This window comes from Nonomuraea polychroma (genome assembly GCF_004011505.1).
Classification (GTDB): domain Bacteria; phylum Actinomycetota; class Actinomycetes; order Streptosporangiales; family Streptosporangiaceae; genus Nonomuraea; species Nonomuraea polychroma.
The window spans coordinates 4,702,777-4,725,819 of record NZ_SAUN01000001.1 but is presented as its reverse complement, the minus strand read 5'-3'; the positions used below and the strand labels follow the sequence as shown (position 1 = coordinate 4,725,819).

23 protein-coding genes and 2 pseudogenes are annotated in these 23,043 nt (G+C 71.5%); 14 read left to right on the top strand and 11 right to left on the bottom strand.

Annotated features, from left to right (window positions below):
* Positions 1-38: 38 nt before the first annotated feature.
* From EDD27_RS21495 to EDD27_RS21480, 4 genes are all read right to left on the bottom strand, one after another.
* Positions 39-731 (bottom strand): lysophospholipid acyltransferase family protein, encoded by a 693-nt coding sequence (locus EDD27_RS21495; protein ID WP_241564179.1) that lies wholly within the window; start codon positions 729-731, stop codon positions 39-41.
* A 246-nt stretch (positions 732-977) separates the two neighbouring features.
* Positions 978-1,577, bottom strand: a complete 600-nt coding sequence (locus tag EDD27_RS21490) for an NUDIX hydrolase (protein WP_241564178.1) — start codon at positions 1,575-1,577, stop codon at positions 978-980.
* A gap of 43 nt (positions 1,578-1,620) precedes the next feature.
* Positions 1,621-2,769, bottom strand: a complete 1,149-nt coding sequence (locus EDD27_RS21485) for a sensor histidine kinase (protein ID WP_127933991.1) — start codon at positions 2,767-2,769, stop codon at positions 1,621-1,623.
* Positions 2,766-3,419, bottom strand: coding sequence for a response regulator transcription factor (locus EDD27_RS21480; protein WP_127933990.1), 654 nt, complete (start codon positions 3,417-3,419; stop codon positions 2,766-2,768). Before EDD27_RS21480 ends, EDD27_RS21485 begins: the two co-directional genes overlap by 4 nt.
* A 188-nt stretch (positions 3,420-3,607) precedes the next feature.
* Between EDD27_RS21480 and EDD27_RS21475 the strand changes: the two genes are divergently transcribed.
* Genes EDD27_RS21475 through EDD27_RS21460 form a run of 4 tightly spaced genes read left to right on the top strand, consistent with a single transcriptional unit; the run spans position 3,608 to position 7,171 of the window.
* Entirely contained in the window at positions 3,608-4,153 is a 546-nt protein-coding gene (locus EDD27_RS21475) for a hypothetical protein (protein WP_127933989.1), read from the top strand.
* Complete coding sequence (locus EDD27_RS21470; RefSeq protein WP_241564177.1) at positions 4,150-5,208, top strand: efflux RND transporter periplasmic adaptor subunit; 1,059 nt, start codon at positions 4,150-4,152, stop codon at positions 5,206-5,208. The genes EDD27_RS21475 and EDD27_RS21470 overlap by 4 nt, the downstream gene beginning before the upstream one ends.
* Positions 5,205-5,921, top strand: a complete 717-nt coding sequence (locus tag EDD27_RS21465) for an ABC transporter ATP-binding protein (protein WP_127933988.1) — start codon at positions 5,205-5,207, stop codon at positions 5,919-5,921. The genes EDD27_RS21470 and EDD27_RS21465 overlap by 4 nt, the downstream gene beginning before the upstream one ends.
* On the top strand, positions 5,918-7,171 hold the full coding sequence (locus EDD27_RS21460; protein WP_127933987.1) for an ABC transporter permease: 1,254 nt from the start codon (positions 5,918-5,920) through the stop codon (positions 7,169-7,171). Before EDD27_RS21465 ends, EDD27_RS21460 begins: the two co-directional genes overlap by 4 nt.
* On the opposite strand, the gene EDD27_RS21455 is transcribed toward EDD27_RS21460, so the two are convergent.
* The 3 genes from EDD27_RS21455 to EDD27_RS21445 all read right to left on the bottom strand — a co-directional run bounded on the left by EDD27_RS21455 (position 7,142) and on the right by EDD27_RS21445 (position 9,948).
* Positions 7,142-7,471, bottom strand: coding sequence for a hypothetical protein (locus tag EDD27_RS21455; protein WP_127933986.1), 330 nt, complete (start codon positions 7,469-7,471; stop codon positions 7,142-7,144). The genes EDD27_RS21460 and EDD27_RS21455 overlap by 30 nt on opposite strands.
* A gap of 80 nt (positions 7,472-7,551) precedes the next feature.
* The gene (locus EDD27_RS21450; protein ID WP_206641571.1) at positions 7,552-7,848 is read right to left on the bottom strand and encodes a hypothetical protein; all 297 of its coding nucleotides are present in this window, start codon (positions 7,846-7,848) and stop codon (positions 7,552-7,554) included.
* A gap of 75 nt (positions 7,849-7,923) precedes the next feature.
* Complete coding sequence (locus EDD27_RS21445; RefSeq protein WP_127933985.1) at positions 7,924-9,948, bottom strand: HelD family protein; 2,025 nt, start codon at positions 9,946-9,948, stop codon at positions 7,924-7,926.
* A 67-nt stretch (positions 9,949-10,015) separates the two neighbouring features.
* Between EDD27_RS21445 and EDD27_RS21440 the strand changes: the two genes are divergently transcribed.
* Positions 10,016-10,624 (top strand): TetR family transcriptional regulator, encoded by a 609-nt coding sequence (locus EDD27_RS21440; RefSeq protein WP_206641570.1) that lies wholly within the window; start codon positions 10,016-10,018, stop codon positions 10,622-10,624.
* A gap of 10 nt (positions 10,625-10,634) precedes the next feature.
* Here the strand turns inward: EDD27_RS21440 and EDD27_RS21435 are convergent, their stop codons facing one another.
* Both EDD27_RS21435 and EDD27_RS21430 read right to left on the bottom strand, forming a co-directional pair.
* Positions 10,635-11,615, bottom strand: coding sequence for a tyrosine-type recombinase/integrase (locus EDD27_RS21435; protein ID WP_241564176.1), 981 nt, complete (start codon positions 11,613-11,615; stop codon positions 10,635-10,637).
* 21 nt (positions 11,616-11,636) lie between these two features.
* The gene (locus EDD27_RS21430) at positions 11,637-12,815 is read right to left on the bottom strand and encodes a cysteine desulfurase-like protein (RefSeq protein WP_127933983.1); all 1,179 of its coding nucleotides are present in this window, start codon (positions 12,813-12,815) and stop codon (positions 11,637-11,639) included.
* Positions 12,816-13,054: 239 nt separating this feature from the next.
* Here EDD27_RS21430 and EDD27_RS58800 point away from each other — a divergent pair.
* From EDD27_RS58800 to EDD27_RS21410, 5 genes and pseudogenes are all read left to right on the top strand, one after another.
* A pseudogene (locus tag EDD27_RS58800) lies at positions 13,055-13,411 on the top strand (DNA glycosylase AlkZ-like family protein); the annotation flags it as partial.
* Positions 13,359-13,757, top strand: coding sequence for a DNA glycosylase AlkZ-like family protein (locus tag EDD27_RS56775; protein ID WP_421917310.1), 399 nt, complete (start codon positions 13,359-13,361; stop codon positions 13,755-13,757). The pseudogene EDD27_RS58800 and the gene EDD27_RS56775, both read left to right, overlap by 53 nt.
* Before the next feature lie 44 nt (positions 13,758-13,801).
* Entirely contained in the window at positions 13,802-15,232 is a 1,431-nt protein-coding gene (locus EDD27_RS21420; RefSeq protein ID WP_127933982.1) for a WS/DGAT/MGAT family O-acyltransferase, read from the top strand.
* 50 nt (positions 15,233-15,282) lie between these two features.
* Complete coding sequence (locus EDD27_RS21415; RefSeq protein ID WP_127933981.1) at positions 15,283-16,371, top strand: winged helix DNA-binding domain-containing protein; 1,089 nt, start codon at positions 15,283-15,285, stop codon at positions 16,369-16,371.
* Entirely contained in the window at positions 16,338-16,655 is a 318-nt protein-coding gene (locus EDD27_RS21410; protein ID WP_127933980.1) for a hypothetical protein, read from the top strand. The genes EDD27_RS21415 and EDD27_RS21410 overlap by 34 nt, the downstream gene beginning before the upstream one ends.
* A gap of 46 nt (positions 16,656-16,701) precedes the next feature.
* Here EDD27_RS21410 and EDD27_RS21405 read toward each other — a convergent pair whose 3' ends face one another.
* Positions 16,702-17,418: a TetR/AcrR family transcriptional regulator gene (locus tag EDD27_RS21405; RefSeq protein ID WP_127933979.1), complete on the bottom strand. Its 717-nt coding sequence runs from the start codon at positions 17,416-17,418 to the stop codon at positions 16,702-16,704.
* Between the two features lie 176 nt (positions 17,419-17,594).
* Here EDD27_RS21405 and EDD27_RS21400 point away from each other — a divergent pair.
* The 4 genes and pseudogenes from EDD27_RS21400 to EDD27_RS57845 all read left to right on the top strand — a co-directional run.
* A pseudogene (locus EDD27_RS21400) lies at positions 17,595-18,512 on the top strand (RNA polymerase sigma factor); the annotation flags it as partial.
* Positions 18,513-18,698: 186 nt separating this feature from the next.
* Positions 18,699-19,463, top strand: coding sequence for a class I SAM-dependent methyltransferase (locus tag EDD27_RS21395; protein ID WP_127933977.1), 765 nt, complete (start codon positions 18,699-18,701; stop codon positions 19,461-19,463).
* Between the two features lie 43 nt (positions 19,464-19,506).
* Entirely contained in the window at positions 19,507-20,457 is a 951-nt protein-coding gene (add, locus tag EDD27_RS21390; RefSeq protein WP_127933976.1) for an adenosine deaminase, read from the top strand.
* Positions 20,458-20,884: 427 nt separating this feature from the next.
* Entirely contained in the window at positions 20,885-21,010 is a 126-nt protein-coding gene (locus EDD27_RS57845) for a hypothetical protein (protein WP_277750736.1), read from the top strand.
* A 6-nt stretch (positions 21,011-21,016) separates the two neighbouring features.
* Here the strand turns inward: EDD27_RS57845 and EDD27_RS21385 are convergent, their stop codons facing one another.
* Positions 21,017-23,038 carry a beta-galactosidase gene (locus tag EDD27_RS21385; protein ID WP_241564175.1) on the bottom strand — a complete coding sequence of 674 codons (2,022 nt, stop codon included), beginning with the start codon at positions 23,036-23,038 and terminating at the stop codon, positions 21,017-21,019.
* Between the last annotated feature and the right edge of the window lie 5 nt (positions 23,039-23,043).

Genomic DNA, 23,043 nt, shown 5'->3' with positions numbered 1-23,043 from the left:
CCCCGCGCCACTGATCAGCCCCCTTGTCCTTGACTGGCCTAGTTCGACCCGTTGGATGCCTTGACGCTCGCAGCATAGACCGGGACGTACTCCTGCCCGGAGAGCTTCTGGATCGCGGCCATGATCTCGTCGGTGACGCGGCGCCGGTCCTGCGCCTTGGTGTGGTCGCCGGTGAAGCGCATCGGCTGGCCGATGGCGATGCCGATCTTCGCGGGCCGCGGCACGCTGGCGCCGACCGGCAGCACCTTCTCGGTGCCGCTGAGCGCCACCGGCAGCACCGGCGCCCCCGTCTTGAGCGCCAGCCACGCCACCCCGACCTTGCCCCGGTAGAGCCGCCCGTCGGGGGAGCGGGTGCCCTCGGGGTGGATGCCGAACAACTCGCCTCGCTCCAGCAGCGCGGCGGCCTCATCCAGCATGGTCTGCGCGGCGTGGGCGCTCTCGCGGTCGATCGGCAGGCTGCCCCCCAGCTTCATGAAGAACCCGGAGACCGGGTTGCCGGAGAAGTATTCGTTCTTCGCGGTGAACGTCACGTGCCGCGGCAGCAGCGCGGGCAGCAGGAACGAGTCCAGCATCGAGAGGTGGTTGGCGGCCAGGATCGCGGGCCCGCTCCTCGGCACGTGCGCCGCGCCGGAGATGTGCGGCCGGCACATCGCGTGAGCGAGCGGCGCTGCGGCGAACTTGACCACTTGGTACAGCAACAGGCTCTCCTGGTTGATCGGGCGATCGGCCACCCCACCATAAGCCAGGCGCCTCGCAGGTGAGCGGGGCGCCTGGGAAGACGTTAAGGCCGATGTGGCGGTCGCCTCCTCGGCGAGATGCACAACACGGCTCCAGCCGAACGGTATTCCGTGAAGGCGGTAATTTGCGGCCCGGGGGACACTAACCACATCGGCATCTTGAGTTAAGCACACGGGTCGGCTCCGGAGGTAATCGTGCCCTCCGCATGGGCGCCCCGTGACCCGCGTGCCGCGCCTCCGTCACGTCCTCGTCCAGTGCGGCTGCGCGACGTCGAAGACCCGTTGCTCGCGGCCGCGCAGCGCCACCTCGGCGAACTGCCACAAGATGGCGCCCGTCGGCGCGTGGACGACGATCGAGGGGCCCAGCGGCATCTGCAGCTGCTCGCCCTCCCAGCGCGGCACCCCGGGCGCCAGGAACCGCTCCAGCGGCACCGCGTGCACCGAGGCCACCTCCCGCGGATCGGCCACCGGCTCCTGCCTGCCGCCGAACGCCACCACCGGCGTGATCACGAACCCCGAGTCGGTGACGAAGTCGTCGAGCAGCCCGGCCACCTCCACCTCGGTGACGCCGGTCTCCTCGGCCAGCTCCCGCAACGCCGCCGCGACCGGCAGCTCCCCGTCGTCCAGCCGCCCGCCGGGCAGCGCCCACTGCCCGGGATTGCGGCCGTGCGGCGCCCGCTTGATCAGCATCGTGTACGGGGCGGCCTCGGCGTCCTCCAGCACGCACACGGTGACGGCGGCCCGGCGTATCCCCCCGGCCGGCGGCACCTCACGGCGGTCGAACGCGGCCAGCCGGGCGGTGATCTGCGCACGCAGCGCGTCAATCGGCGACGACAGCACGTTCCCAGGATCTCACGGCGCTCCCGCCGCGCGGCTGAAGGGCTCACGCCGCCCCGCGCGGCAGCCGGACGGTGACCCGCAACCCGCCCTCGGGCCGCGCCACCGCCCCGACCTCGCCGCCGTGCGCCGCCACGATGGCCCGCACGATCGACAACCCCAGCCCCGCTCCCTTGTACGAGCGCACCCGATCTCCCTGCATCCGGCTGAACGGCTCGAACAGATCGTCCACCTCGTACGGCGGCACCTGCGGCCCGGTGTTCTCCACCGCGATCACCGCCATCCCGCCCTCCCGCCGCAGCGCCAGCCAGATCTCGCCGTCGCGCACGTTGTACTTGGAGGCGTTCTCCAGCAGGTTGAACACGCACCGCTCCAGGAACAGCGGATCCCCTTCGACGAGCACCGGCCGCAGGTCCTGGTGCAGCGTGACGGGCCGTTTGCGCGACTGCAGGTCGATCTGCTCCAGCACCACCCGCACGACCTGCTCCAGGTCCACCGGCCGGCGCGCGGTCAGCTCCTGCTCCGACTGCGCGAGCAGCAGCAGCCCCTCGATGAGCCGCTCGTAGCGGGCGTTGGTGCCCAGCAGCGCCCTGGCCAGCGCCCTGAGGTCCGCCGAAACCGCCGGCTCCTCCAGCGACACCTCCAGCACCGTACGGTTGATCGCCAGCGGCGTGCGCAGCTCGTGCGAGGCGTTGGCGATGAAGCGCCGCTGCCCCTCGAACACCCGGTGCAGCCGGTCCAGCATCGCGTCGAACGTGTCGGCCAGCCGCTTGACCTCGTCCGGCGGGCCGCGCAGCCCGATCCGCTCGTGCAGGGTGCTCTCCGACAGCCGCTGCGCGGTCTCCGTCACCCGGTCCAGCGGCCGCAGCGCCCGGTCGGCGACCGCGTACCCGAGCAACAGGGCAGTGATCCCCACGAGGATCAGCGCGAGCAACGACCAGCGCACGAGCCGGCCGAGCACGCTTTCCGCCCGGCTCTCGATGTCGCCGGCGAACCGGATGACCTTGAGATCCGGGGGCGGCGCCTCCCCGGCCAGCGGGGCCCTGCCGACCGCGGTGACGAACTCCTGCTCCATCGCCTGCGCCGTGATCAGGTACGTGATCCACAGCAGCAGCGCTCCCGCCACGAAGAACAGCCCGCCGTACAGCAGGGTCAGCCGCAGCCGCAACCGCCTGCTCTGCCACCAGGAGATCAAAGCCGATACCCCTTGCCCGGCACGTTCTGGATCGGCGTCGGGACGCCGAGCTTCTTGCGTAACGACGTGATCGTGACCCGCAGCGCGCCCGTGCCGGGGTCGGCGTGCTCGTCCCACACGCTCTTGCGCAGCTCGCCGGAGGTGACCAGCCCGCCGCCGGCTTCCAGGAGGACACGCAGCACGTCGAACTCCTTGCGGTTCAGCGACAGCGTCCGCCCGTCCCTGGTGACCGTGCGGCGGGCCGGGTCCAGCGTGATCCCGGCCCGCTCCAGCGGCGCCGACGCCGCGCGCGGCGCCCGCCGGGCCAGCGCCCTGACCCTGGCCACCAGCTCGGCGAACGCGAACGGCTTGACCAGGTAGTCGTCCGCGCCCAGGGCCAGCCCGTCCACCTTGTCGCGGATCTGGCCCGCCGCCGTCAGCATGAGCACCCGGCCGCCCCCGCCGCTCGCACGCAGCCGCCGGCACACGTCGTCGCCGTGCACCTCGGGCAGGTCCCGATCGAGCACGACCACGTCGTAGTCGACGTACGAGGCCATGTCGAGGGCGTCCTGCCCGTCGTAGGCCACGTCCACGGCGATCGCGTGCAGCCTCAGCCCGTGCGCGACCGCGTCCGCCAGCCGTTCCTCGTCCTCGACGACAAGCACCCGCATCGCCGCCCCCCTTCCTCGGCCACGAGCGTGACGGATCACGTGTTAGCCGCAGGTAAGCGCAGTTCCTGCTGCTTGTGGCGGGCTGCTGGACGCAGCCCGCCACAAGGGCTTATCCGGTTCTAGCACCCGTTCGGCTGGAGTAGGGCCGTGCCGGGGGAAGGACCCACGGCGCTGAGGAGCGAAAGCCCATGACCCCAAGGTTCTTTCTGGCCGCCGTCCCCCTCGCGCTGGCGCTGGCCGCGTGCGGTGGCACCGCGGCCAAGGACGACGGCGTCGCCAGCGCGAACGGCGGCACCTCGCCGGCCGCCCCCGCGGCCTCCCCGTCGGCCAAGACGGACCCGCAGGCGGCGGCGCTGCAGTTCGCCAAGTGCATGCGCGAGCACGGCATCAACATGCCCGACCCGAAGATCGACGAGGGCAACTTCCAGATCAGCCTGCCCCGGGGCGTGACCCCGGAGAAGGCCGAGAAGGCGCACAAGGCGTGCGAGCACCTCATCGAGTCCGCCATACCGGAAGGCGAGAAGCCCAGCGCGGAGGACCACGACCAGATGGTCAAGTTCGCGCAGTGCATGCGCGAGCACGGGATCGACATGGCCGACCCCAAACCGGGCGAGCCGATGCGCATCAAGATGAGGGGCGGCTCGAAGGAGAAGATGGAGGCCGCACACAAGGCCTGCGAGGAGCACGCGCCAGGCGGAAAGGGCGGGAGCTTCACCAGAGGGGGCAAGCCGTGAGCAAGGGCCTCCTGCTGGGCGGCGGCGCCGTCCTGGCGGTGGCCGCCACGTGGACCGCGGTGGCGGTCATGAGCGACCCCGGCACCGGCGCCGCCGCGCCGACCGCGTCCCCCGTCCCGGCCACCGCCGAGATCACCAGGCAGGACCTGGTGGAGACCAAGACCGTGAGCGGCTCGCTCACGTACGCGGGCGAGCGGCAGCTCAGCTCCGGCGCGTCCGGCACCGTGACATGGGTGGCGGGCCAGGGGACGGTGATCCGCCGCGGCCGCCCGCTGCTCAAGGTCGACCGCAAGCCGCTGGTCCTGATGTACGGCAAACTGCCGCTGTACCGGACCCTGCAGCGCGGCATGTCCGACGGCCCCGATGTCGAGCAGCTCGAACGCAACCTCAAGGCGCTCGGCTACGGCGACTACCTGACGGTGGACGACCACTTCAGCTACGCCACCGAGCAGGCCGTCAAGGAGTGGCAGGAGGACCGCGGGCTGGCGGAGACCGGGCAGGTTGACGCCGCCCAGGTGGTGTTCCAGCCCGCGGCCGTCCGCGTCACCGAGGCCAAGGCCGATGTCGGCGCCAAGACGGCGCCGGGGCAGCAGGTGCTCACCGTCAGCGGCATCCGCCGGCTCGTGCACGTGGACCTCGACACCGGCGACCAGTCGCTGGCCCGCAAAGGCGCCAAGGTGACCGTGACGCTGCCCGGCGGCGAGCAGGCGAACGGCACCATCACGTCGGTCGGCACGGTCGCCGAGACCTCCGGCCAGGAGCAGGACGCGAGCACCACCATCGACGTCGACATCACGCTGGCCAAGACGCCGAAGACCAAGCTGGACCAGGCGCCGGTCGAGGTGGAGATGCAGAGCGAGCGGCACGAGAACGTGCTGGCCGTGCCCGTGGAGGCGCTGCTGGCGCTCCGCGAGGGCGGCTTCGGCGTCGAGGTCGTCGAGGGGCCGGCCACCAGGATCGTGGCGGTGGAGACCGGGGCGTTCGGCGGCGGGATGGTGGAGATCGAGGGCGAAGGGCTGGCCGAGGGCATGAAGGTCGGGGTGCCCGCCCCATGACCGCGATCGTGGAATTGGCCGACGTGACCAAGACGTATCCCGGCGACGTGCATGCGCTGCGCGGGGTGGACCTGACCGTCGCCTATGGCGAGTTGCTGGCCATCGTCGGGCCGTCCGGATCCGGCAAATCGACCATGCTTCACATGATCGGCACGCTCGACCGGCCCACCACCGGCACCGTACGCGTCGCCGGGCACGACATCGCCGCCCTGTCCGACCGCGAGCTGTCCGCACTGCGCTCGCGTTACATGGGCTTCGTCTTCCAGCAGTTCCACCTCGCGCCCGGTGTCAGCGCGCTGGACAACGTGGCCGACGGCCTGCTCTACACCGGCACCAACCGCCGCGTCCGCCGCGAGCGCGCCGCCGCGGCGCTGGAACGCGTCGGGCTCGGCCACCGGCTGCGGCACAAGCCGTCGGAGCTGTCCGGAGGCGAGCAGCAGCGGGTGGCGGTCGCCCGCGCGGTGGCCGGGGACCCGCCGCTGCTGCTGGCCGACGAGCCCACCGGCAACCTGGACTCGAAGGCCGGCGCCGATGTGTTGTCCGTCCTGTCCGCCCTGCACGAGTCCGGCACCACGATCGCCGTCATCACCCACGACTCCGAGATCGCCGGCTGGTGCCACCGCCAGGTACGCCTGCGCGACGGTCTGATCGTCGACGGCCACGACCACGACGACCGGGGACCGGTCGAGCTGCTGAAGGGAGCTGGGCGATGAGGCGCGGCGAGGGGCGGCCGGCCACGGGCGAGCGGCTCGGGGCCGGGCGGCAGGCTACGGGCGAACGGCTCGCCCCTGGGCGGCTCAGCGCCGGCGACGTGCTGCGGGTCGGGGCGGCTGGGCTGCGGGCCCGTCCCACGCGGGTGATCCTTTCCGCGCTCGGCATCGCCATCGGCATCGCCACCATGATCGCCGTGATCGGGATCTCGTCGTCCTCCCGCGAGCAGCTCCTGCGCCAGCTCGACAAGCTCGGCACCAACCTGCTGACCGTCACACCGGGCCGGACCATGTTCGGCGAGGACGCCAAGCTTCCCACCACTGCGCTGGCCATGGTGCAGCGCATAGGCCCGGTCCGCACGGCGGCCGCCACCGGCAGCGTGGAGGCCAGCGTACGGCGCACCAACCACATCCCCGAGGCGGTCACCGGCGGCATCTCCGTCCAGGCGGCCAGCACCGGCCTGCTGACCACGCTGGAGGGCGCCGTGGTCAAGGGCGCCTGGCTGAACGACGCGACCGCCAGGCAGCCGGCCGTCGTGCTCGGCGCCGCGGCGGCCGAGCGGCTCGGGCTGGCCAGGACCGGCGTGCAGGTGTGGATGGGCGGGCGCTGGTTCACCGTGATCGGGATACTCGGGCCGATGCCGCTCGCGCCGGAGATCGAACGCTCGGCCCTCGTGGGGTTCCCGGCCGCTGAGGAGCTGCTCGGGTTCGACGGCTACCCGACGACCGTCTACGAACGTTCGTCCGACGAGTCCGTGGAGTCGGTGCGGGCGGTGCTGCCGCGTACCGTCAATCCGTCGAACCCCGAAGAGGTCACGGTCAGCAGGCCGTCGGACGCGCTGGAGGCCAAGGCCGCCGCCGCGGGCGCGTTCACGAACCTGCTGCTGGGTCTGGGCGCGGTCGCGCTGCTCGTGGGCGGGGTGGGCGTGGCCAACACCATGGTCATCTCCGTGCTGGAACGCCGCAAGGAGATCGGCCTGCGCCGCTCTCTCGGCGCCACCCGGGGGCAGGTGCGGCTGCAGTTCCTGTCGGAGTCGCTGCTGCTGTCGGCGCTTGGCGGGGTGGTGGGCGCGGTGCTCGGGGCGCTGGCCACCGCAGGGTACGCGGTGTCTCGGGACTGGCCGCCGGTGGTGCCGCCGTGGGCGATCGGCGGCGCGATCGCGGCGACCCTGCTCATCGGGACGGCCGCGGGCATCTACCCGGCCATGCGAGCGGCCCGCCTGTCACCCACCGTCGCCCTCTCCACCACCTGACGGCCACGGCCGGCGCCCGGTCGGCATGGCCACCACCCGGCCGCCGCTGACGTGAGGGACCGACCAGGTGGATCGCCGGGGCTGCCGTCTGCGGGAGCGAGCCGCCGGGCGGGAGCCGTCGTCTGGGGGAGCGGGCCGCCGGGTGGCCGGATCGGGCGGCGCGTTGCCGGCCAGCGCGGCGCCTCGCTCCCTCAGGAACCGGTCGTATTCGCCCCACTTCTCGTAGACGCGCTTGCGCTCTTCCGCGCCGGCCTCAGCCCAGGGGCGTTCGTCTCCCACGACGAAGAACACGGACTTCATGGTTTCCTCCTCTTGGGTCGCAACCATGACGCACGACCGAGGCCGGAATCGACACCGCCAGGGAAAGTCTTTCCGAGAAGTCAGGACACGATGCTCTCGAGGGCGAAGCTGAGGACGGTGCCGACGACCATCCCGGCGCCGGCGGCCGCGGCGGCCCACTTGCCCAGCGGTTCGCCCTTCGCATGGCCGGCGATGCCCAGCGCGATGCCGGCCAGGCCGAACAGGATCGGGCTGAACAGCACGGACACCGCCGCGCAGACGAACCCGACGATCGACAGCACCTGATCGATCGCCCGCCGGCCGGGGGGAGGACGCCGCGGTGGCTGCGCGCCGGTGCGCCGGTCGTCGCCCGGGGGCGAGTCCTGGGGCGAGGTCACGGACGGCTCCTCTCCGGAGGCGGGAACCACATCACACACCGGAGCGGGTGCCGTGTCGAGCCGCATCCGCCCATCTCAGGCGGTGTGTTCCGGGCGGGTCAGCGGTGCCGGGAGCGGGCGCGCGTGCACGACGTCCAGGCGGGAGACCGCTCGGGTGAGGGCCACGTAGAGCCGGTTCAGGCCGCGCCGTTCGGCCGCGGCGATCGCGGCGGGCTCTGCCACGATGACGTGGTCGTACTCCAGGCCTTTGGCCAGCGACGCGGGCAGCACGCTCAGCCGCCCGGCGAGGTCGAGGCCGTCGTTCCACAGCGCGGACGTCAGCGCCTCGACGGCGGCGTCGGCCGCGATCACGCCGATCGAGCCCTCGAATCCGAGCGCCTCGCGCGCCGCTGCGACCACCCCCGTCTCCAGGTTCGTCACGCGGGTCAGCCGCAGCCGGCCGTCCGAGCGGTACGAGCGGGTGGCGGGCACGTCCACGCGCAGGGCCCCAAGGAGCGTGTTGGCCAGCTCCACCACCGCGGCCGGCACCCGGTAGCCGGTCGTCAGCGCGATGACCTCGCCGTCGGGCTTGCCGAGCAGCGCCATGCGCTCCTTCCACGACGTGGCCGCCCAGGGTGTGGTGCCCTGGGCCAGGTCGCCGAGCACGGTGAGGGAGCCATGCTCGCTGCGCCTGGCCACGGCGCGGCACTCCATGGGGGACAGGTCCTGGGCCTCGTCGACGATGACGTGGCCGTAGCCGCGTGGGCGCTCGATCATGGCGGCGATCTCGTCGAGCAGGACCAGGTCGGCGGGGGTCCAGGAGGCGCTTTTGACGCTGCGGGGCGGCTGGAGCCAGGTGATCGCCGCGCGCTCGGTATCGGTGAGCACCCCCTTCGCCGGATCCCGGCCTCCACGCTCCTCTGAGGTGGTCGTGGCGGGGGTGGGGCCGCGGAGGAGGTCGTACAGGAGCTCCTCTGGCTTGACCGGCGGCCATACGGCGTCCAGGGCCGGGGTGACGGCGCGGCCGATTCGCCGGAGCCAGGCCGCGTTCGCGGTCTGGCCACGAGCCTCGGCCTGGCGTCGGATCGACGCCACCACCCGGGCCCGTACCCGTTCCCGCCCCACCCCGTACGGGAGGGACTCGCGCCGCGTGTCGTCCACGATGCGCCGCAGCTCATCCTCCTGGACGCGCCACCGGGAGGAGCCGTCGGCCACCACGACCGGCTCGACCGGTTTGCTGATCCGCCCGTACACGGCCCTGCGCAGCACCTCGGCCATGCGGGCGTCGTGCTTGACGATCGCCGTCGCCTCGCTGTCCGCGGCCGTGACGGGGACGGTGGCCAGCAGCCGCTCCAGCGTGGTCTGCTCCACGTCCACCTCGCCCAGCGCGGGCAGCACCGCGGAGATGTAGCCGATGAAGGCCCGGTTCGGGCCGAGCACCAGCACGCCGCTGCGTTCGAGCCGCCGGCGGTGCGCGTACAGCAGGTAAGCGGCCCGATGCAGGCCGACCGCCGTCTTGCCGGTGCCCGGCGCGCCCTGCACGCAGATCGAGGCGTTCAGGTCGGCGCGTACGAGGTCGTCCTGCTCGGGCTGGATGGTGGCGACGATGTCGCGCATCGGGCCGACGCGGGGGCGTTCGATCTCGGCGGCCAGGATGCGGCTCTCGCCCTGCTCGCCCTGTTCGAGCCGCTCGTCCTCGTACGAGGTGAGTAGGGTGCCGGACCAGCCGAAACGGCGGCGTACCGCGACGCCCTGGGGGTCGCGGGGGCCCGCCCGGTAGAACGCCCGCGAGACCGGCGCCCGCCAGTCGATCACCACGGGAGGGCCGCCGTGCTCGCCGGAGATGTGCCGCCGGCCGATGTGGTACGACCGCCCCCGATGCTCGGCCGAGCCCTGGCCGAAGTCCAGCCGCCCGAAGAACGGCGGCCCCTCCGGCTCCTCGGTCAACTCCTTCAGTTCCTTCGCGAGGCTCTTGAGTTGCCGTCCCAGCCGCTCGGCGGAGTAGCGGTCGCCGGCCACGGTCTCACCGAGGATCACGTTGTTCCGCGCGCCCTCCAGCATTCTCCGCAGCCCCGCCCGGCACCGTTCGACGTGCTCCCGCTCGTCGTCGAGCGTTCCCATCACACCTCCGGAAACTGTTAACTCGGTTAAGAGATTAACCAGGTTAACACTTTGGTAGAGTGTGCTCATGACGGGACTACGCGAGCTCCAGCGCCGGCGCGTCCATGAAGCCATCTCCGCGGCGGCGGTCGCCCTCTTCCTGGAGCGCGGCTTCGACGAGGTGCCCGTGACGGAGATCGCGGCGGCGGCAGGAGTGTCGAAGCCGACGCTGTTCAAGTACTTCCCGGCCAAAGAGGACCTGGTCCTGCACCGGATCGCCGACCACGAGGGCGAGGCGGCCCGCGTGGTCAGGGGGCGGGCCTCGGGGGAGGTGCCGCTGGAGGCGCTGCGCCGCCACTTCCTCGACGGGCTGGCCGGACGCGACCCCGTCACCGGGCTCAACGACCATCCCGAGGTGATGGCCTTCCACCGGATGGTGTTCTCGACGCCCAGCCTGGTGGCCCGCCTGTTCCAGCACATGTCGCGGGACGAGCGGGCCCTGGCCGAGGCGCTGGGGGAGAGCATGGACGACCTGACCGCCTCCCTGCTCGCCGCGCAGGTGCTGGCCGCACAGCGGGTGCTGGCCCGGCGCAACTGGCAGCTCCTGGCCGAGGGGCGGCCGCTGCGGGAGGTGGAGCCGGAGGCGGTCCGCGCCGCGGAGCGGGCGTTCGCGCTGCTGTCAGCCGGTAGGCGCTGACGGGGCGGGTTCAGGCCAGAGGGCGGGGGGTGGGGAGGCGGAGGCGGTCGACGGCGTCGCGGCGGGTGCGTTCGGGGCGGCGGTCGTAGCGGGCCGTGGTGGCCGGGGACGAGTGGCCGACCAGGGCCTGCGCCGTCGCCAGGTCCACCCCCGCGTCCAGCAGCTCGCCGATGAACGTGCGCCGGAAGTCGTGCGCCGTACGCCGCGCCGCCCCGGCCGCCCCGAGCCGCCGCGCCAGGATGTCGGCGATGCCCTGCCCGGTGAGCCCCACCGGGCGGCCGTCGCGCGTCCGCACCCGCCCCGCCTTGCTGATCGGGCTGAACAGCGCGCCCGGCGCCGCCCCGCGGACCGCCAGCCACCGCTCGACCAGACCGATCGCGTCCGTCGTCAGATACACCAGGCGTTCCTTGTCGCGCTTGCCGCGCACCCGCAGCGACCGCGCGCCCGGATCGTAGTCGGCCAGCGCCAGCCCGCCCAGCTCGGCCCGCCGGCACCCCGTGGAGTACAACACGGCGATCAACGCCGCGTCGCGCACCCCGGCAGGCGAGTCGTCGCACACGGACAGGGCCGCGCCGACCACCTCCGGCGGCACGTGGTGCCCGGTCGGCAGCCGGCTCTGCCGTACCGGAGCCAGATCGGAGGCGCGGGCGAAGTCCTCCGCGCTGGTCTGCCCGAGCCGCCACGCCTCCTTCAGCACCCGCCGCAGCGCCACCAGGTGCTTGTTGACGTACGCCGCCGACCACCCCTGATCGGTGAGCATCGTACGGATGCGCACCGTGTGCTCGTACCGCAGCAAATGCCACGGCTGCCCCGCGCCCGTGGCCGTCTCGTCGCCGGTGAGGAGGCGGGCGAGCCGGTCGAGGCAGCCGCGCATGGTGCGGCGCGACTCCGGGCTGGTGAGCGAGTCGAGGTAGACGTGGTACGGGTCGCGCGCCGGCTCGACCGGCGGCGCGGCCACATCCGGCACGGCGGGTACGGCAGGCAGGCTCACCTGGACGATCTTAGAACGCGCTCATCCCAGAAGGGCCACGCCTTCCAGGAGCCGGTTCACGTCCGAGCGGTCGTTGTAGGGGACCAGCCCCGCGCGCACCGCGCCGCCCGAGTCGCGGATGCCGAGCGCGGCGGTCAGCTCCCAGGCGTAGTTGTGGCCGTTCCAGACGTTGACCCGCAGCCCGGCCAGGTGCTCGGCCACCTGGCGCGGGGTGTGCCCGGCCACGGTGAAGTACGCGGTGGCGGTGCGCCTGGCCGGTTTGCCGTACACGGTGACGTGCGGCATCGTCTCCAGCCCCGCCAGCAGCTCCGCGAACAGCTCCAGCTCGTGCTCCTCCGCCGCCGTCATCGAGGCGAGCAGCCTTTCGCGGCGGCTGCCGGAGCCGGGGACCATGGACGCCAGGTGATCCACCGCCGCCGTCACGCCCTCCAGGTCGGCGAAGGCCGCCGTGCCCGTCTCGAACCGCTCTGGCACCGTGTCCGGCGAGGAGGCCAGCTTGTCCGGCCGGAGCGTCTCCAACAGCGCCGGGTCGGCCACCACCGCGCCGATGTGCGGGCCCGACCACTTGTAGGCGCTGGTGGCGTAGAAGTCGGCGCAGAGCGCGCGCATGTCCACGGGGCCGTGCGCGGTGGCGTGCACGCCGTCCACGTACATCAGCGCGCCCGCCCGGTGCGCCAGCTCGGCGATCGCGGGCACGTCCGGCCGGGTGCCGAGGATGTTGCTCGCTGCCGTCACCGCCACCACCCGTGTACGTTCGCCGATCAGGTCCGCGTACTGCTCCACCGGCAGTTCCCCGGTCACCGGGTCCACCTCGGCCCAGCGGACGGTCGCGCCGGTCTGGGTCCACGGGCGGACGTTGGCGTCGTGGTCCAGCCTGGAGACCACCACCTCGTCGCCGGGGCCGGCGATCGCCCTGGCCAGGCGGTAGGTCAGGGTGGTCATGTTCGGGCCGAGGATCACCCCGCCGGGGTCGCCGCCGACCAGGTCGGCCACGGCCGCGCGGCAGGCCGCCACGATGGCGTCGGAGCGGTGACTGGCCGGGAAGGCGCCGCCCACGTTGCCGATCCCGCTGCGGTAGGCGTCGGCAATCGCGTCGATCACCGATCGGGGGGTTTGGGTGCCGGCCGCTCCGTCGAGGTAGGCGTAGCCGTCGGTCAGGGCGGGGTAACAAGCGCGTACCGCATTAATGGGGAAAGGCATGATATGTAGATGCTCACCCTTCGGGACCTCAACCGTGCCACCTTGGCCCGTCAGTATCTCCTCAAACGCCACAAAGGGGATGTTACCGACGTCGTGCACGGGCTGGCCGGGCTGCAGGCGCAGGAGCCGCGTCCGCCGCTGGTCGCGTTTCGCGGGGACTTCGTCGAGGTGGTTGCTCCAGGTGCGAAGGGGAGGGGTTCGAGCGCGATCACCTGCACACGGCTCTGCACACCCGCACGGTGGTCCGTGCGACCATGTGGCGGGCCACGCTGCACATGGTGACGGCCAAGGACTTCGCCGCGTTCCGGCCGCTGCTCGCGCCCATGCCGGCCGCCGCCGCGCGCCGCTTCGACGAGGTGGACTTCGACGCCGTCGTGGCCGCCGCCGACCGGCTGCCGGCCGCGGGGCTCATGACGTTCAACGAGCTCCGGCCCGTACCCGGCGGCCCTGGAGACCCTGATCGAGCGGTACCTGGCGGCCTTCGGCCCCGCCGCCCCCGCCGACGTGCAGACCTGGTCGGGGCTGGGCGGCCTCAAGCGGGTCATGTCCGGGATGGACCTGGAGCGGCTCGCCGGCCCGGACGGCAAGGAGCTGTTCGACCTGCCCGGCGCGCCGCGGCCGGGCGGCGACGTGCCCGCGCCCGTGCGGTTCCTGCCCGACTTCGACACGCTCGTCCTCGGCCACGCCGACCGCACCCGGGTGGTCGCCGACGCGTACGGAGGGCAGGTCACCACCAAGAACCTGCGGGTCAGGGCCGTCTACCTCGTCGACGGGTTCGCGGCGGGCACCTGGCAGATCAAACGCTCGGGCAAGAAGGCCAGGCTGCTCGTCAGCCCGTTCACCTCGGCGCCGCTGGAGCCGCTGGAGGAGGAGGGGCTGCGGCTGCTGGCGTTCGCCGAGCCCGACGCGAGCGCGCTGTCCCTTGAAGTGGCGGACCCTTGAAGAGATGGGCGCAGTCTGATTGGTTCGGTGCGGAGGTGTCCCCCATGCCGCAGCTTTCCGCCCTGGACGCCCAGTTCCTGCATTTCGAGACCGCGACGAACGTCGCCAACATCGCCGGCCTGGCCATTCTCGACGGCGACCTCAACCGCGCCGACCTGCAGGACCTGCTCGAACGCCGGCTCCCGTACGTGCCCTCCCTGCGGCGCAAGCTGGCCCAGGTGCCGTTCGGGCTCGACCACCCCTACTGGGTGGAGGAGGACGATCTCGACCTCGACTACCACGTACGCGAGATCGGCCTGCCGCCGCCCGGCGACGACAGGCAACTCGCCGAGCAGGTCTCCCGCCTGCACGCCCGCCGCCTCGACCGCGGCCGCCCGCTGTGGGAGATCTACCTGATCCACGGCGTGTCCGGCGGCCGCATGGGCCTCTACACCAAGATCCACCACGCGGCCGTGGACGGCATCGGCGGCGCCGACGTGCTGGCCGCGCTGCTCGACACCAGCCCCGAGCCCGCGCCGCCGCCCGCCGCCGCGCCCGAGCCGGAGGCGCCGCCGCCCGGCCGCGCGGAGATGGTGGCGCGCGGGCTGGCCAGGCTGGCGATGAACCCCGCCCAGGCGGTGCGGTTCGCGGCCCGGGCCGTGCCGCACCTGGACGAGATCCCCGTCGTGTCCCGGATCCCGGGCAGCCAGCTCGTCTCCGGGGTCGCCCGCAAGCTCGCCGGCGCGGGGCAGGCGCCTGAGCTGCCGACGCTGCCCGCGCCGCGCACACCGTTCAGCGGCCCCGTGTCCCAACACCGGCGTTTCGCGTTCGTGTCGCTGCCGCTCGAGGAGATCAAGCAGGTCCGCAAGGCGTTCGGGGTCACGGTCAACGACGTCGTCATGGCCGTGTGCGCGGGCGCGCTGCGCAGGTGGCTGGCCGCGCACGGCGGCGTGCCGAGCCGGCCGCTGGTGGCCGGGGTGCCGTTCTCGCTGCGGGAGGCCGGCGTCGAAGGGCGCGGCAACCAGGTGACGATCATGACGGCGCCGCTGGCCGTGCACGTCGCCGATCCCGTCGACCGGCTGTACCAGGTGCGGCAGGCCATGCACCGGATCAAGGACAGGTTCTCGCTGGCTCCCGCGCGATGGTTGCGCGAGTTCAGCGAGTCGATGCCGGCCGCGCTCATGGGGCTGGCGTCGAGATCGGCGTTCGGGCTGGTGGGGGAGACGCTCCCGCCGATCAACGTCATCGTCTCGAACGTGCCGGGGCCCCAGTTCCCCCTGTACGTGTGCGGCGGGCGGTTGCTGACCCACTACCCGGTGTCCGTGATCACGGATGTGAGCGGCGGCGTCAACATCACCGCGTTCTCCTACGACGGCTCGCTCGACATCGGCGTCGTCACCGACCGGCGGATGGTCCCGGACGCCTGGGAGCTGACCCGGCACCTGCGCGCCGCCTTGGAGGAACTCCGCGACGCCGAGGCCACCCTGCCCCACTGACGGTTGCATCGCGGAACGGTCCTTGCCGCATTGATGTCTAGGCTGGGCGCATGATCCTGAATCGCCGGGTGCTCAACCGCACCACGCTCGACCGCCAGCTCCTGCTGAGCCGCGCCGCCATCACGCCCGCCCAGGCCATCGAGCGGCTGGTCGCGGTGCAGGGGCAGGAGATCGACGCGCCGTACATCGGGCTGTGGACGCGGCTGGCCGCCTTCACCCAGGACGACCTGGCCTCGCTGCTGTACGGCAAGCAGGTGGTACGCGGATCGTTGCTGCGCGGGACCCAGCACCTGGCGCTGGCCGACGACTATGTGTGGATCCGGCCGATCGTGCAGGTGATCCTGTCCAGGACCCGGCAGGCGGCCTTCGGGCGCGTGACGCGCGACGTGGACCTGGAGGAGCTGGCCACGCTGGCGCGCAAGCACCTGGCCGGGCGCACGCTCACCCGTCCCCAGCTGCGCGATCTGCTGAGGGAGCGGTGGCCCGATATCGAGCCGATGGCGCTGAGCTGGTCGGCGCAGGCGCTGGTGCCGATCGTGCACACGCCGCCGAACGGGATCTGGGGGACCGGCGGGGCCACCCCGTTCACGCTGGCCGAGGAGTGGCTCGGGCGGCCGCTGGACGGCACCGGCTCGGTGGAGCGGCTGGTGGAGCGGTATCTGGCGGCGTACGGGCCGGCGAGCGTGATGGACGTGCAGATGTGGTCGGGGCTGACGCGGCTGCGGGCGGTCGTGGAGGGCATGCCCCACTTACGGAAATATCAGGACACCGAGGGTCGCGTCCTCTACGACCTGCCCGACGCGCCCCTCGCCGAGGAGGACGTGCCCGCCCCCGTACGGTTCCTGCCCTGGTTCGACAACCTCATCGTCGCCTACGCCGACCGCGGCCGGCTGATGACCGCAGAGCAGCGCAAGGCCGTGTGCGTCGGCGCGGTCATCTACCCCACGTTCCTCGTCGACGGAACTGTCGGTGGCATGTGGGACCTTAAGGACGGCGTGCTGACGGTCGAGCCGTTCCATCCGCTGCCCGACGGCGTGATGGAGGAGCTGGCCGCCGAAGGGGCACGCCTGATGGCCTTCGCCGGTGTCGAGGAAGGGAGCATCGCATGGCTACCGCCCAGGAGCTCTACGACGACCTGATCGCCGAGCACCTCACCAGGCCCGAGGTGAGCGTGGGACGCATGCTCCACGCGGACGGACTCAAGGTCGGGGGAAAGGTCTACGCGTTCTTCTCCCGGGACCGGGTCGTGCTCAAGCTGCCGGCCGCGCGGGCCGGGGAGCTGGTAGGGGAGGGGACGGCGGAGGTCGTGCGGATGGGGTCGCGGCAGATGCGGGAATGGGTCGCGTTACGGGAGCCCGACGAGGTGGTGTGGCGGAGCCTGATGGAGGAGGCGGCGAGCTACGTCGAGAGCCTGGGCCGCTGACGGGACCGGCCCACGTCCACGGCATGCCGCGTGCGCCGCTGTGGCGTCAGCGGCGGGCGTAGTCGCCGATGGCCGGTTCCAGGAGGTCGAAGACGTGCTGAGCGCTCTCGGTGAGCGCGGCGGCGATCGTGTCGTCGCTCTCCCCGGCCAGGGTGCGGCTCTGCAGCTCGCGGAAGAGCAGCCGGTCCGCCGCCGCGAGCTGCGCGGCCACGGCCCGCGCGGTGAGCCGGCGGTCCTGGCCGCCGGTGGGCCGGAGAGCGTCTTGTCCAGGTTGGGGTGTGTCCTGTCCGGGCAGGGGAGCGTCATGCGGGGAGTCCGGCGCGATCGGCTCGGTGGCGAGCTGGGCCGCGAGCGCTTCCTCACGCTGGTCGTGCAGGTCGCGCAGGCGGGCGACCAGCGTCGGGCTGTCGGCGATCATCCGGGCGAAGTCCTGCCTCGTGAAGCCGATGATCGGATCGCGCCGCTCCAGCGCCGCCATGTACGCCCGCCGCACCGCCCCCAGCGCCGATTCGCCCGGCTCGCGCCCCGAGACCGCCTCGGCCAGCCCCGCCACGAAGACCTCGTGGTGGTCCAGCGCCAGGTCCTCCTTGCGGGGGAAATAGTTCGTCACCGTCATCTTCGCCACCCTGGCCGCGGCGGCGATGTCGGCGATCGTCGTCCGGTCGAAGCCACGTTCCAGGAACAGTTGGGTAGCGTGGTCGGAGATGGCCTGCCTGGTCTCTCGCTTCTTCTGTTCCCGCAAGCCCAAGGTGTCGATGCTCATAGCCACAGTCTTCCATAAATTTTTAGGTTCGACCTGATTTTAGGTTGACCAAGCCCAAGGTTCAACCTAAAGTTAGGTGCGACCCAAGATTAGTGCGTCCATCCAACGCGAGCGAGGAGAGAGTTTTGTCCGAAGCAGCAGAGGTTCTCGAACTGGACGACAACATCGCCGGCGGCGGCGCGGCCGTCGGCGCGGACTCGGTGAAGGCTTACCTGAAGGAGATCGGGCGCGTCCCGTTGCTCACCGCCGAGCAGGAGATCGACCTGGCCAAGCGCATCGAGGCCGGCCTGTTCGCCAGGGAGCGGCTGGACACCGAGCCGGGGCTGCCCGCCGATCTGCGCGCCGATCTGGAGTGGATCGCCGACGACGGCGAGCGCGCCAAGAGCCGCATGCTGGAGGCCAACCTGCGGCTGGTGGTCTCCATCGCCAAGCGCTACACCGGCCGCGGCATGCTCTTCCTGGACCTCATTCAGGAGGGCAACCTGGGCCTGATCCGGACGATCGAGAAGTTCGACTACCGGCTCGGGTTCAAGTTCTCCACGTACGCGACCTGGTGGATCAAGCAGGCCATCACCCGCGCCATGGCCGACCAGGCCCGGACGATCCGCATTCCCGTCCACATGGTGGAGCTGATCAACAAGGTCGCGCGGGTGCACCGCCGCCTGCAGAGCGACCTCGGCCGCGAGCCCACCCCTGAGGAGATCGCCGCCGAGACCGACCTGGAGGTGGCGCGGGTCGTCGAGGTCCAGGGATACGGCCGCGAGCCGGTCTCCCTCAGCACGCCGCTGGGCGACGAGGGCGACAGCGAGTTCGGCGACCTCATCGAGGACACCGAGGCCGTCTCGCCTGCCGACGCGGTGTCGTTCACGTTGCTCCAGCAGCAGCTCAACGCCCTGCTCGACCAGCTCTCCGAGCGCGAGGCGGGCGTGATCAGCATGCGGTACGGCCTGGCCGACGGCCAGCCGAGGACGCTGGACGAGATCGGCAAGGTCTACGGCGTCACCCGCGAACGCATCAGGCAGATCGAGGCCAAGACGATGTCCAAACTCCGTCACCCGTCCCGCGCGCTGGCGCTGCGCGACTATCTCAGCTGACCCCAGCCGAATGGCGATCAATGCCCGGGGTGCCGCACAGGTGATCTTCCTTGGGGGTGGCGGCACCTTTATGGGTGGATCTGGAGGGAAATTTCCGCTCGCCTGGAGAAAGGCCGCGCAAAAAAGAACTCAAGAGTGTCGCATTGGACCTTTGACCGGCAGGGTGGCTGGCCTAGATTCCCAAGCGTGAAACGCACCCGCTCCAGCGTCGTCCACCAGGCGGCCTACGCGTTCAAGAATCCCCACAAGATCGTGCCGCACCTGCGGCGGCTGGCCCGCGACACGTGGTTCAGGCTGCGCACCCGCGATCACGTCGCGTACTACCGGGCGGTCATGAAGTCCGACACCGCGCGCGACCCCAAGGGCGCGGTCGGCTCGCACACCCACAAACGCTGGCTGGCGCTCGGTCGCATGCAATTCGACTACCTCGTCGAACACGGGCTCAAACCGGAATGCCGCATGCTGGAAATCGGCTGCGGCAACCTGCGCGCCGGCCATTTGTTCATCGACTACCTGCACACCGGAAACTACTACGGAATCGACATCTCGCCCGACATCCTCATGGCGGCGCAGGACACGCTCGTCCAGCACGGCCTGGGCGACAAACTTCCGTATCTGACCCCGGTCCGCGATCTGCGTTTCGCGTTCCTGCCCGACGGGCATTTCGACGTCGTGCACGCGCACAGCGTGTTCTCCCACTCGCCGCTGCACGTCATCGAGGAGTGCTTCGCGCACGTGGGCCGCATCATGAAGCCGAACGCCTGGTTCGACTTCACCTTCGACCGGACCGAGGGCAAGGAGCACCAGGTGCTCCGCGAGGACTTCTACTACCGCACCGAGACGCTCGTGGCCCTGGCCGAGAAGTACGGGTTCACGGCGACGTTCATGGAGGACTGGGAACGCCTTCCGCACAAGCAGTCCAAGATCCGGATCACCAAGTCCGCCACGTGAAAACCGTGTGCACACGGGCGGGGCGGGTTTCTAAGGTTGGGGTGTGAGAGACGTACGGTCGTTGCCCAAGGCCCACCTGCACGTTCACCTCGAAAGCACGGTGCGGCCGGAGACCGCGCGCGAGCTCGGCGGATCTCGCGAGCCGGAGAACGGGTTCCGCACCTTCAGGGAGTTCGGCGACGCACGGGCGCGGGTGCGGGAGCTGCTGCGCACGGTCGAGCATTTCAGGCGGATCGCGGTGGAGTTCTGCGAGGACGAGGCCGCGCAGGGCACCCGCTACGTGGAGGTGACCTTCACCGCCGCCTCCCACGGTGAGCGGCTGGGGGCGCCGGAGATGCCCCTGGAGGCGGTGCTCGAGGGGCTGACCGAGGGCGGGGCCAGACACGGCATCGAGTGGCGGGTGCTGCTCGACCACTCCAGGCGGCGGCCGGTGGAGCGGATGTGGCGCACACTCAAGCTGGCCACCCGCTACGACGCCGTGATCGGCCTCGGACTGGCCGGTGACGAGGCCCACCCGCTCGCCCCGTTCGCGGAGGTGTGCGATGCCGCCAGGGACGCGGGGCTGCGCCTGACGCACCACGCGGGGGAGGCGGCCGGCGCGGCCAGCATCCGGGAGGCGCTCGACGTAGGGCACGCCGAGCGGCTCGGTCACGGGATCCGGGTGATCGACGACGACACGCTGGTGGCGGAGGTCCGCGAGCGCGGCATCCCGCTGGAGGTCTGCCCCACCTCCAACGTCCTGCTCGGGTTCGTCCCCTCGTTCGCCGCGCACCCCTTGCCGCGGCTGCGGGCCGCCGGGCTGGCGGTCACGGTCAACACCGACGGGGAGACGGCGCTCGCGGACGAGTACGCCCGCCTGCGCGACGTCTTCGGCTACGACGACCGCGACCTGGCCGATCTGGCCCTGGCCTCGATCGAGGCGTCGTTCGCCCCGGAGGCACTCAAGTCCCGCCTCCGCACCGAGGTGGAGGCCTGGCTCGAGCCGTCCCCGTGACCGGCCGGCCACCTCCCGACGACTGTCACGCCGCAGCCCCCGCGCCGGCGCCTGCCGAGGGGCGTTGCGACGGAGCAGTTCAGCTGCCCCCACCCGCGGAGGGCAGCCACGCAGAAGATCCCGTCTCCGCAATATCGAGACCAGCCGCATCGCCACACCCGCGTTCTTCACCATCGCGCGCTGGCCGACGTGCTGGGCATCTCACTCGACCACCTCGCCGACCGCTCCACACCCGAGTGACCGTTCCGGTCCCTGAAGGGTTCCCGGCCCCGCCCATATGCCGGTTTATTGCACCTTGACTGATGTCTTTTCTCGCTTTTTGCCGCCTGTCTGCGGCGGTGTTGGGATAGCCCGGGAAGCTCCCCTCCCGCGTCCGCGGATCGCGGGAGATTGCCTGGTCAGAGCCGAAGGTCGACTACCTAGGAACATGTCCTATTTGTTCAGACCTGCGACCGCTGCGCCGCCCGCGGCTCGCGCCGCTGCCCTGTTCCTGGTGCTCTGCGTCTCCCTGGCCCTCGTGCCCGGGTCGGCGCTCAACCCGGGCACGTTCTGAGGGCGGCTACGCGCGGGCCAGCCGGATCACGGCGGCCCCCAGCGGCTCCAGCTCCACCTGCCCGGACACCGCCTCCCCGGTGAGCAGGTCCGTCCCCTCCCCTCCTACGGGGACGGACGCGCCCAGCTCGCCGCTGTGGTTGAGCAGGAACACGTACTCGTAGGCGTCGTCGCCCCGCACCGAGCACTCCACGTGGGCGGGGACGCCCTCGAAGTGCCGGCGCACGCCCGCCGCCTCCACCGTCTCCGCCACCAGCGCGTCGAAGGCGGCCTGCTCCAGCAGCGTCGCGACGTAGACGACCCGGCCGGCGCCGTACCTGTTCTCGACCACGGCGGCCCGGCCCGCCAGCAGCCCGTCGGCGTACGCCGCCAGGGCCGTCCCGGTCTCCAGGTGCAGGTCCTCGCGCCACCAGGTGGCGCTCGCGCGCCGCCCGTCGGCGAAGTCGACCGCGAACTCCTCGTGCGGCCGCGCCGGCCAGTACTCGTCGATCTTCGCGCCGATGAGCTCCCGGAACGCCCCTGGGTACCCGTTCGGCCGCACCCGGTTGTCCCCGTCGACCACGCCGGAGAAGAACGACATGAGCACCGTCCCGCCGTTGCGGGCGAACTCGGTGATGCGCCGCACGCCCTCGTCGTCGATCAGGTACGCGTTCGGCACCACGAGCACCTTGTACGACTCCAGCGCCGACGCGGCGGACACCACGTCCACCGGGTAGTGCCGCTCCCACAGCGGCGTGTAGTGCCGCATCACCGTGTCCGTGTAGCTGAAGTCGTTACGCGGCAGGCCGAAGACCTCCTCCAGCCCCCACCAGCCGTCCCAGTCGAACAGGATCGCGATCTCCGAGCGCGAGGTCGTGCCCGCCACCGGCGCCAGCAGCTCCAGCTCCCGCCCGAGGTCGGTGATCTCCCTGAACGTGCGCGAGTCCGGCCCGGAGTGCGGCACCATCGCCGAGTGGAAGCGCTCCTGGCCGCCGCGGCTGGCCCGCCACTGGAAGAACATGACCGAGTCGGCGCCGCGCGCCATCGCCGCCAGCGAGCCGAGCCGCATCCGCCCCGGCTCCTTGACCACGTTGAGCTTCCACTGGCTGACGGCGCTGCTCGACTGCTCCATCAGCATCCACGGCTGCCCGCCCTTGAGCGAGCGGAACAGGTCGTAGTTGAAGGCCGCCGACACGTGCGAGTCGGCCTCGGCCGGGTTCGGGTAGATGTCGAGTGCGGCGGCGTCCTCCTCGGGGGCCCACTTCCAGTAGTCGGCGTGGCGGAAGAACCGCATGAAGTTCGTCATGACCGGGATGTCGTCGCGGAAGGAGCGCACGATGTCCCGCTCGGCGATGTAGCACTCCAGCAGCGCGTCGGAGGTGAAGCGCTTGAAGTCGAGGCGGCGGGTGGGGTTCATCCAGGTGCGGGGGATGTGCGGCACGTCGATCTGGTCCCAGTCGGTGTAGATCTGGCCCCAGAACCGGGTGGTCCACGCCTCGTTCAGCGCGTCGAGGTCGCCGTACTTGCGCCGCAGCCAGCGGCGGAAGTTGACCGCCGCGGCCTCGTTGTACGCCGTCGGCCCGTACTCGTTGCTGATGTGCCACATCGCCAGCGCCGGATGGAACGAATACCGCTCGGCGAGCTTGGTCGTGATGTTCGCCGCGTACTCCCGGTAGATCGGCGACGACGGATCGTAGTGCAGCCGGTTCCCGAAACCGAACGGCTGCCCGTCCTCCCTGATCGGGAACACCTCGGGATGCAGGTGGGTGAGCCAGACCGGCGGCGCCGCGGTGGGGGTGGCCAAATTGACGCTGACGCCGTTGTCGTGGAGGAGGTCCATGACCTCGTCCAGCCAGCCGAACGTGTACTTGCCCGGCTCGGGCTCCAGCGACGCCCACGCGAACACACCGAGCGAAACGGCGTTCACGCCGGCCTCGCGCATGAGCCGGACGTCCTCCCGCCAGACGGCAGGCTCCCACTGCTCGGGGTTGTAGTCGCCACCGAAGGCGAAACCTTTGACGCGGCTCCTGAACGCGTCCATGCGCGTCATCTCAA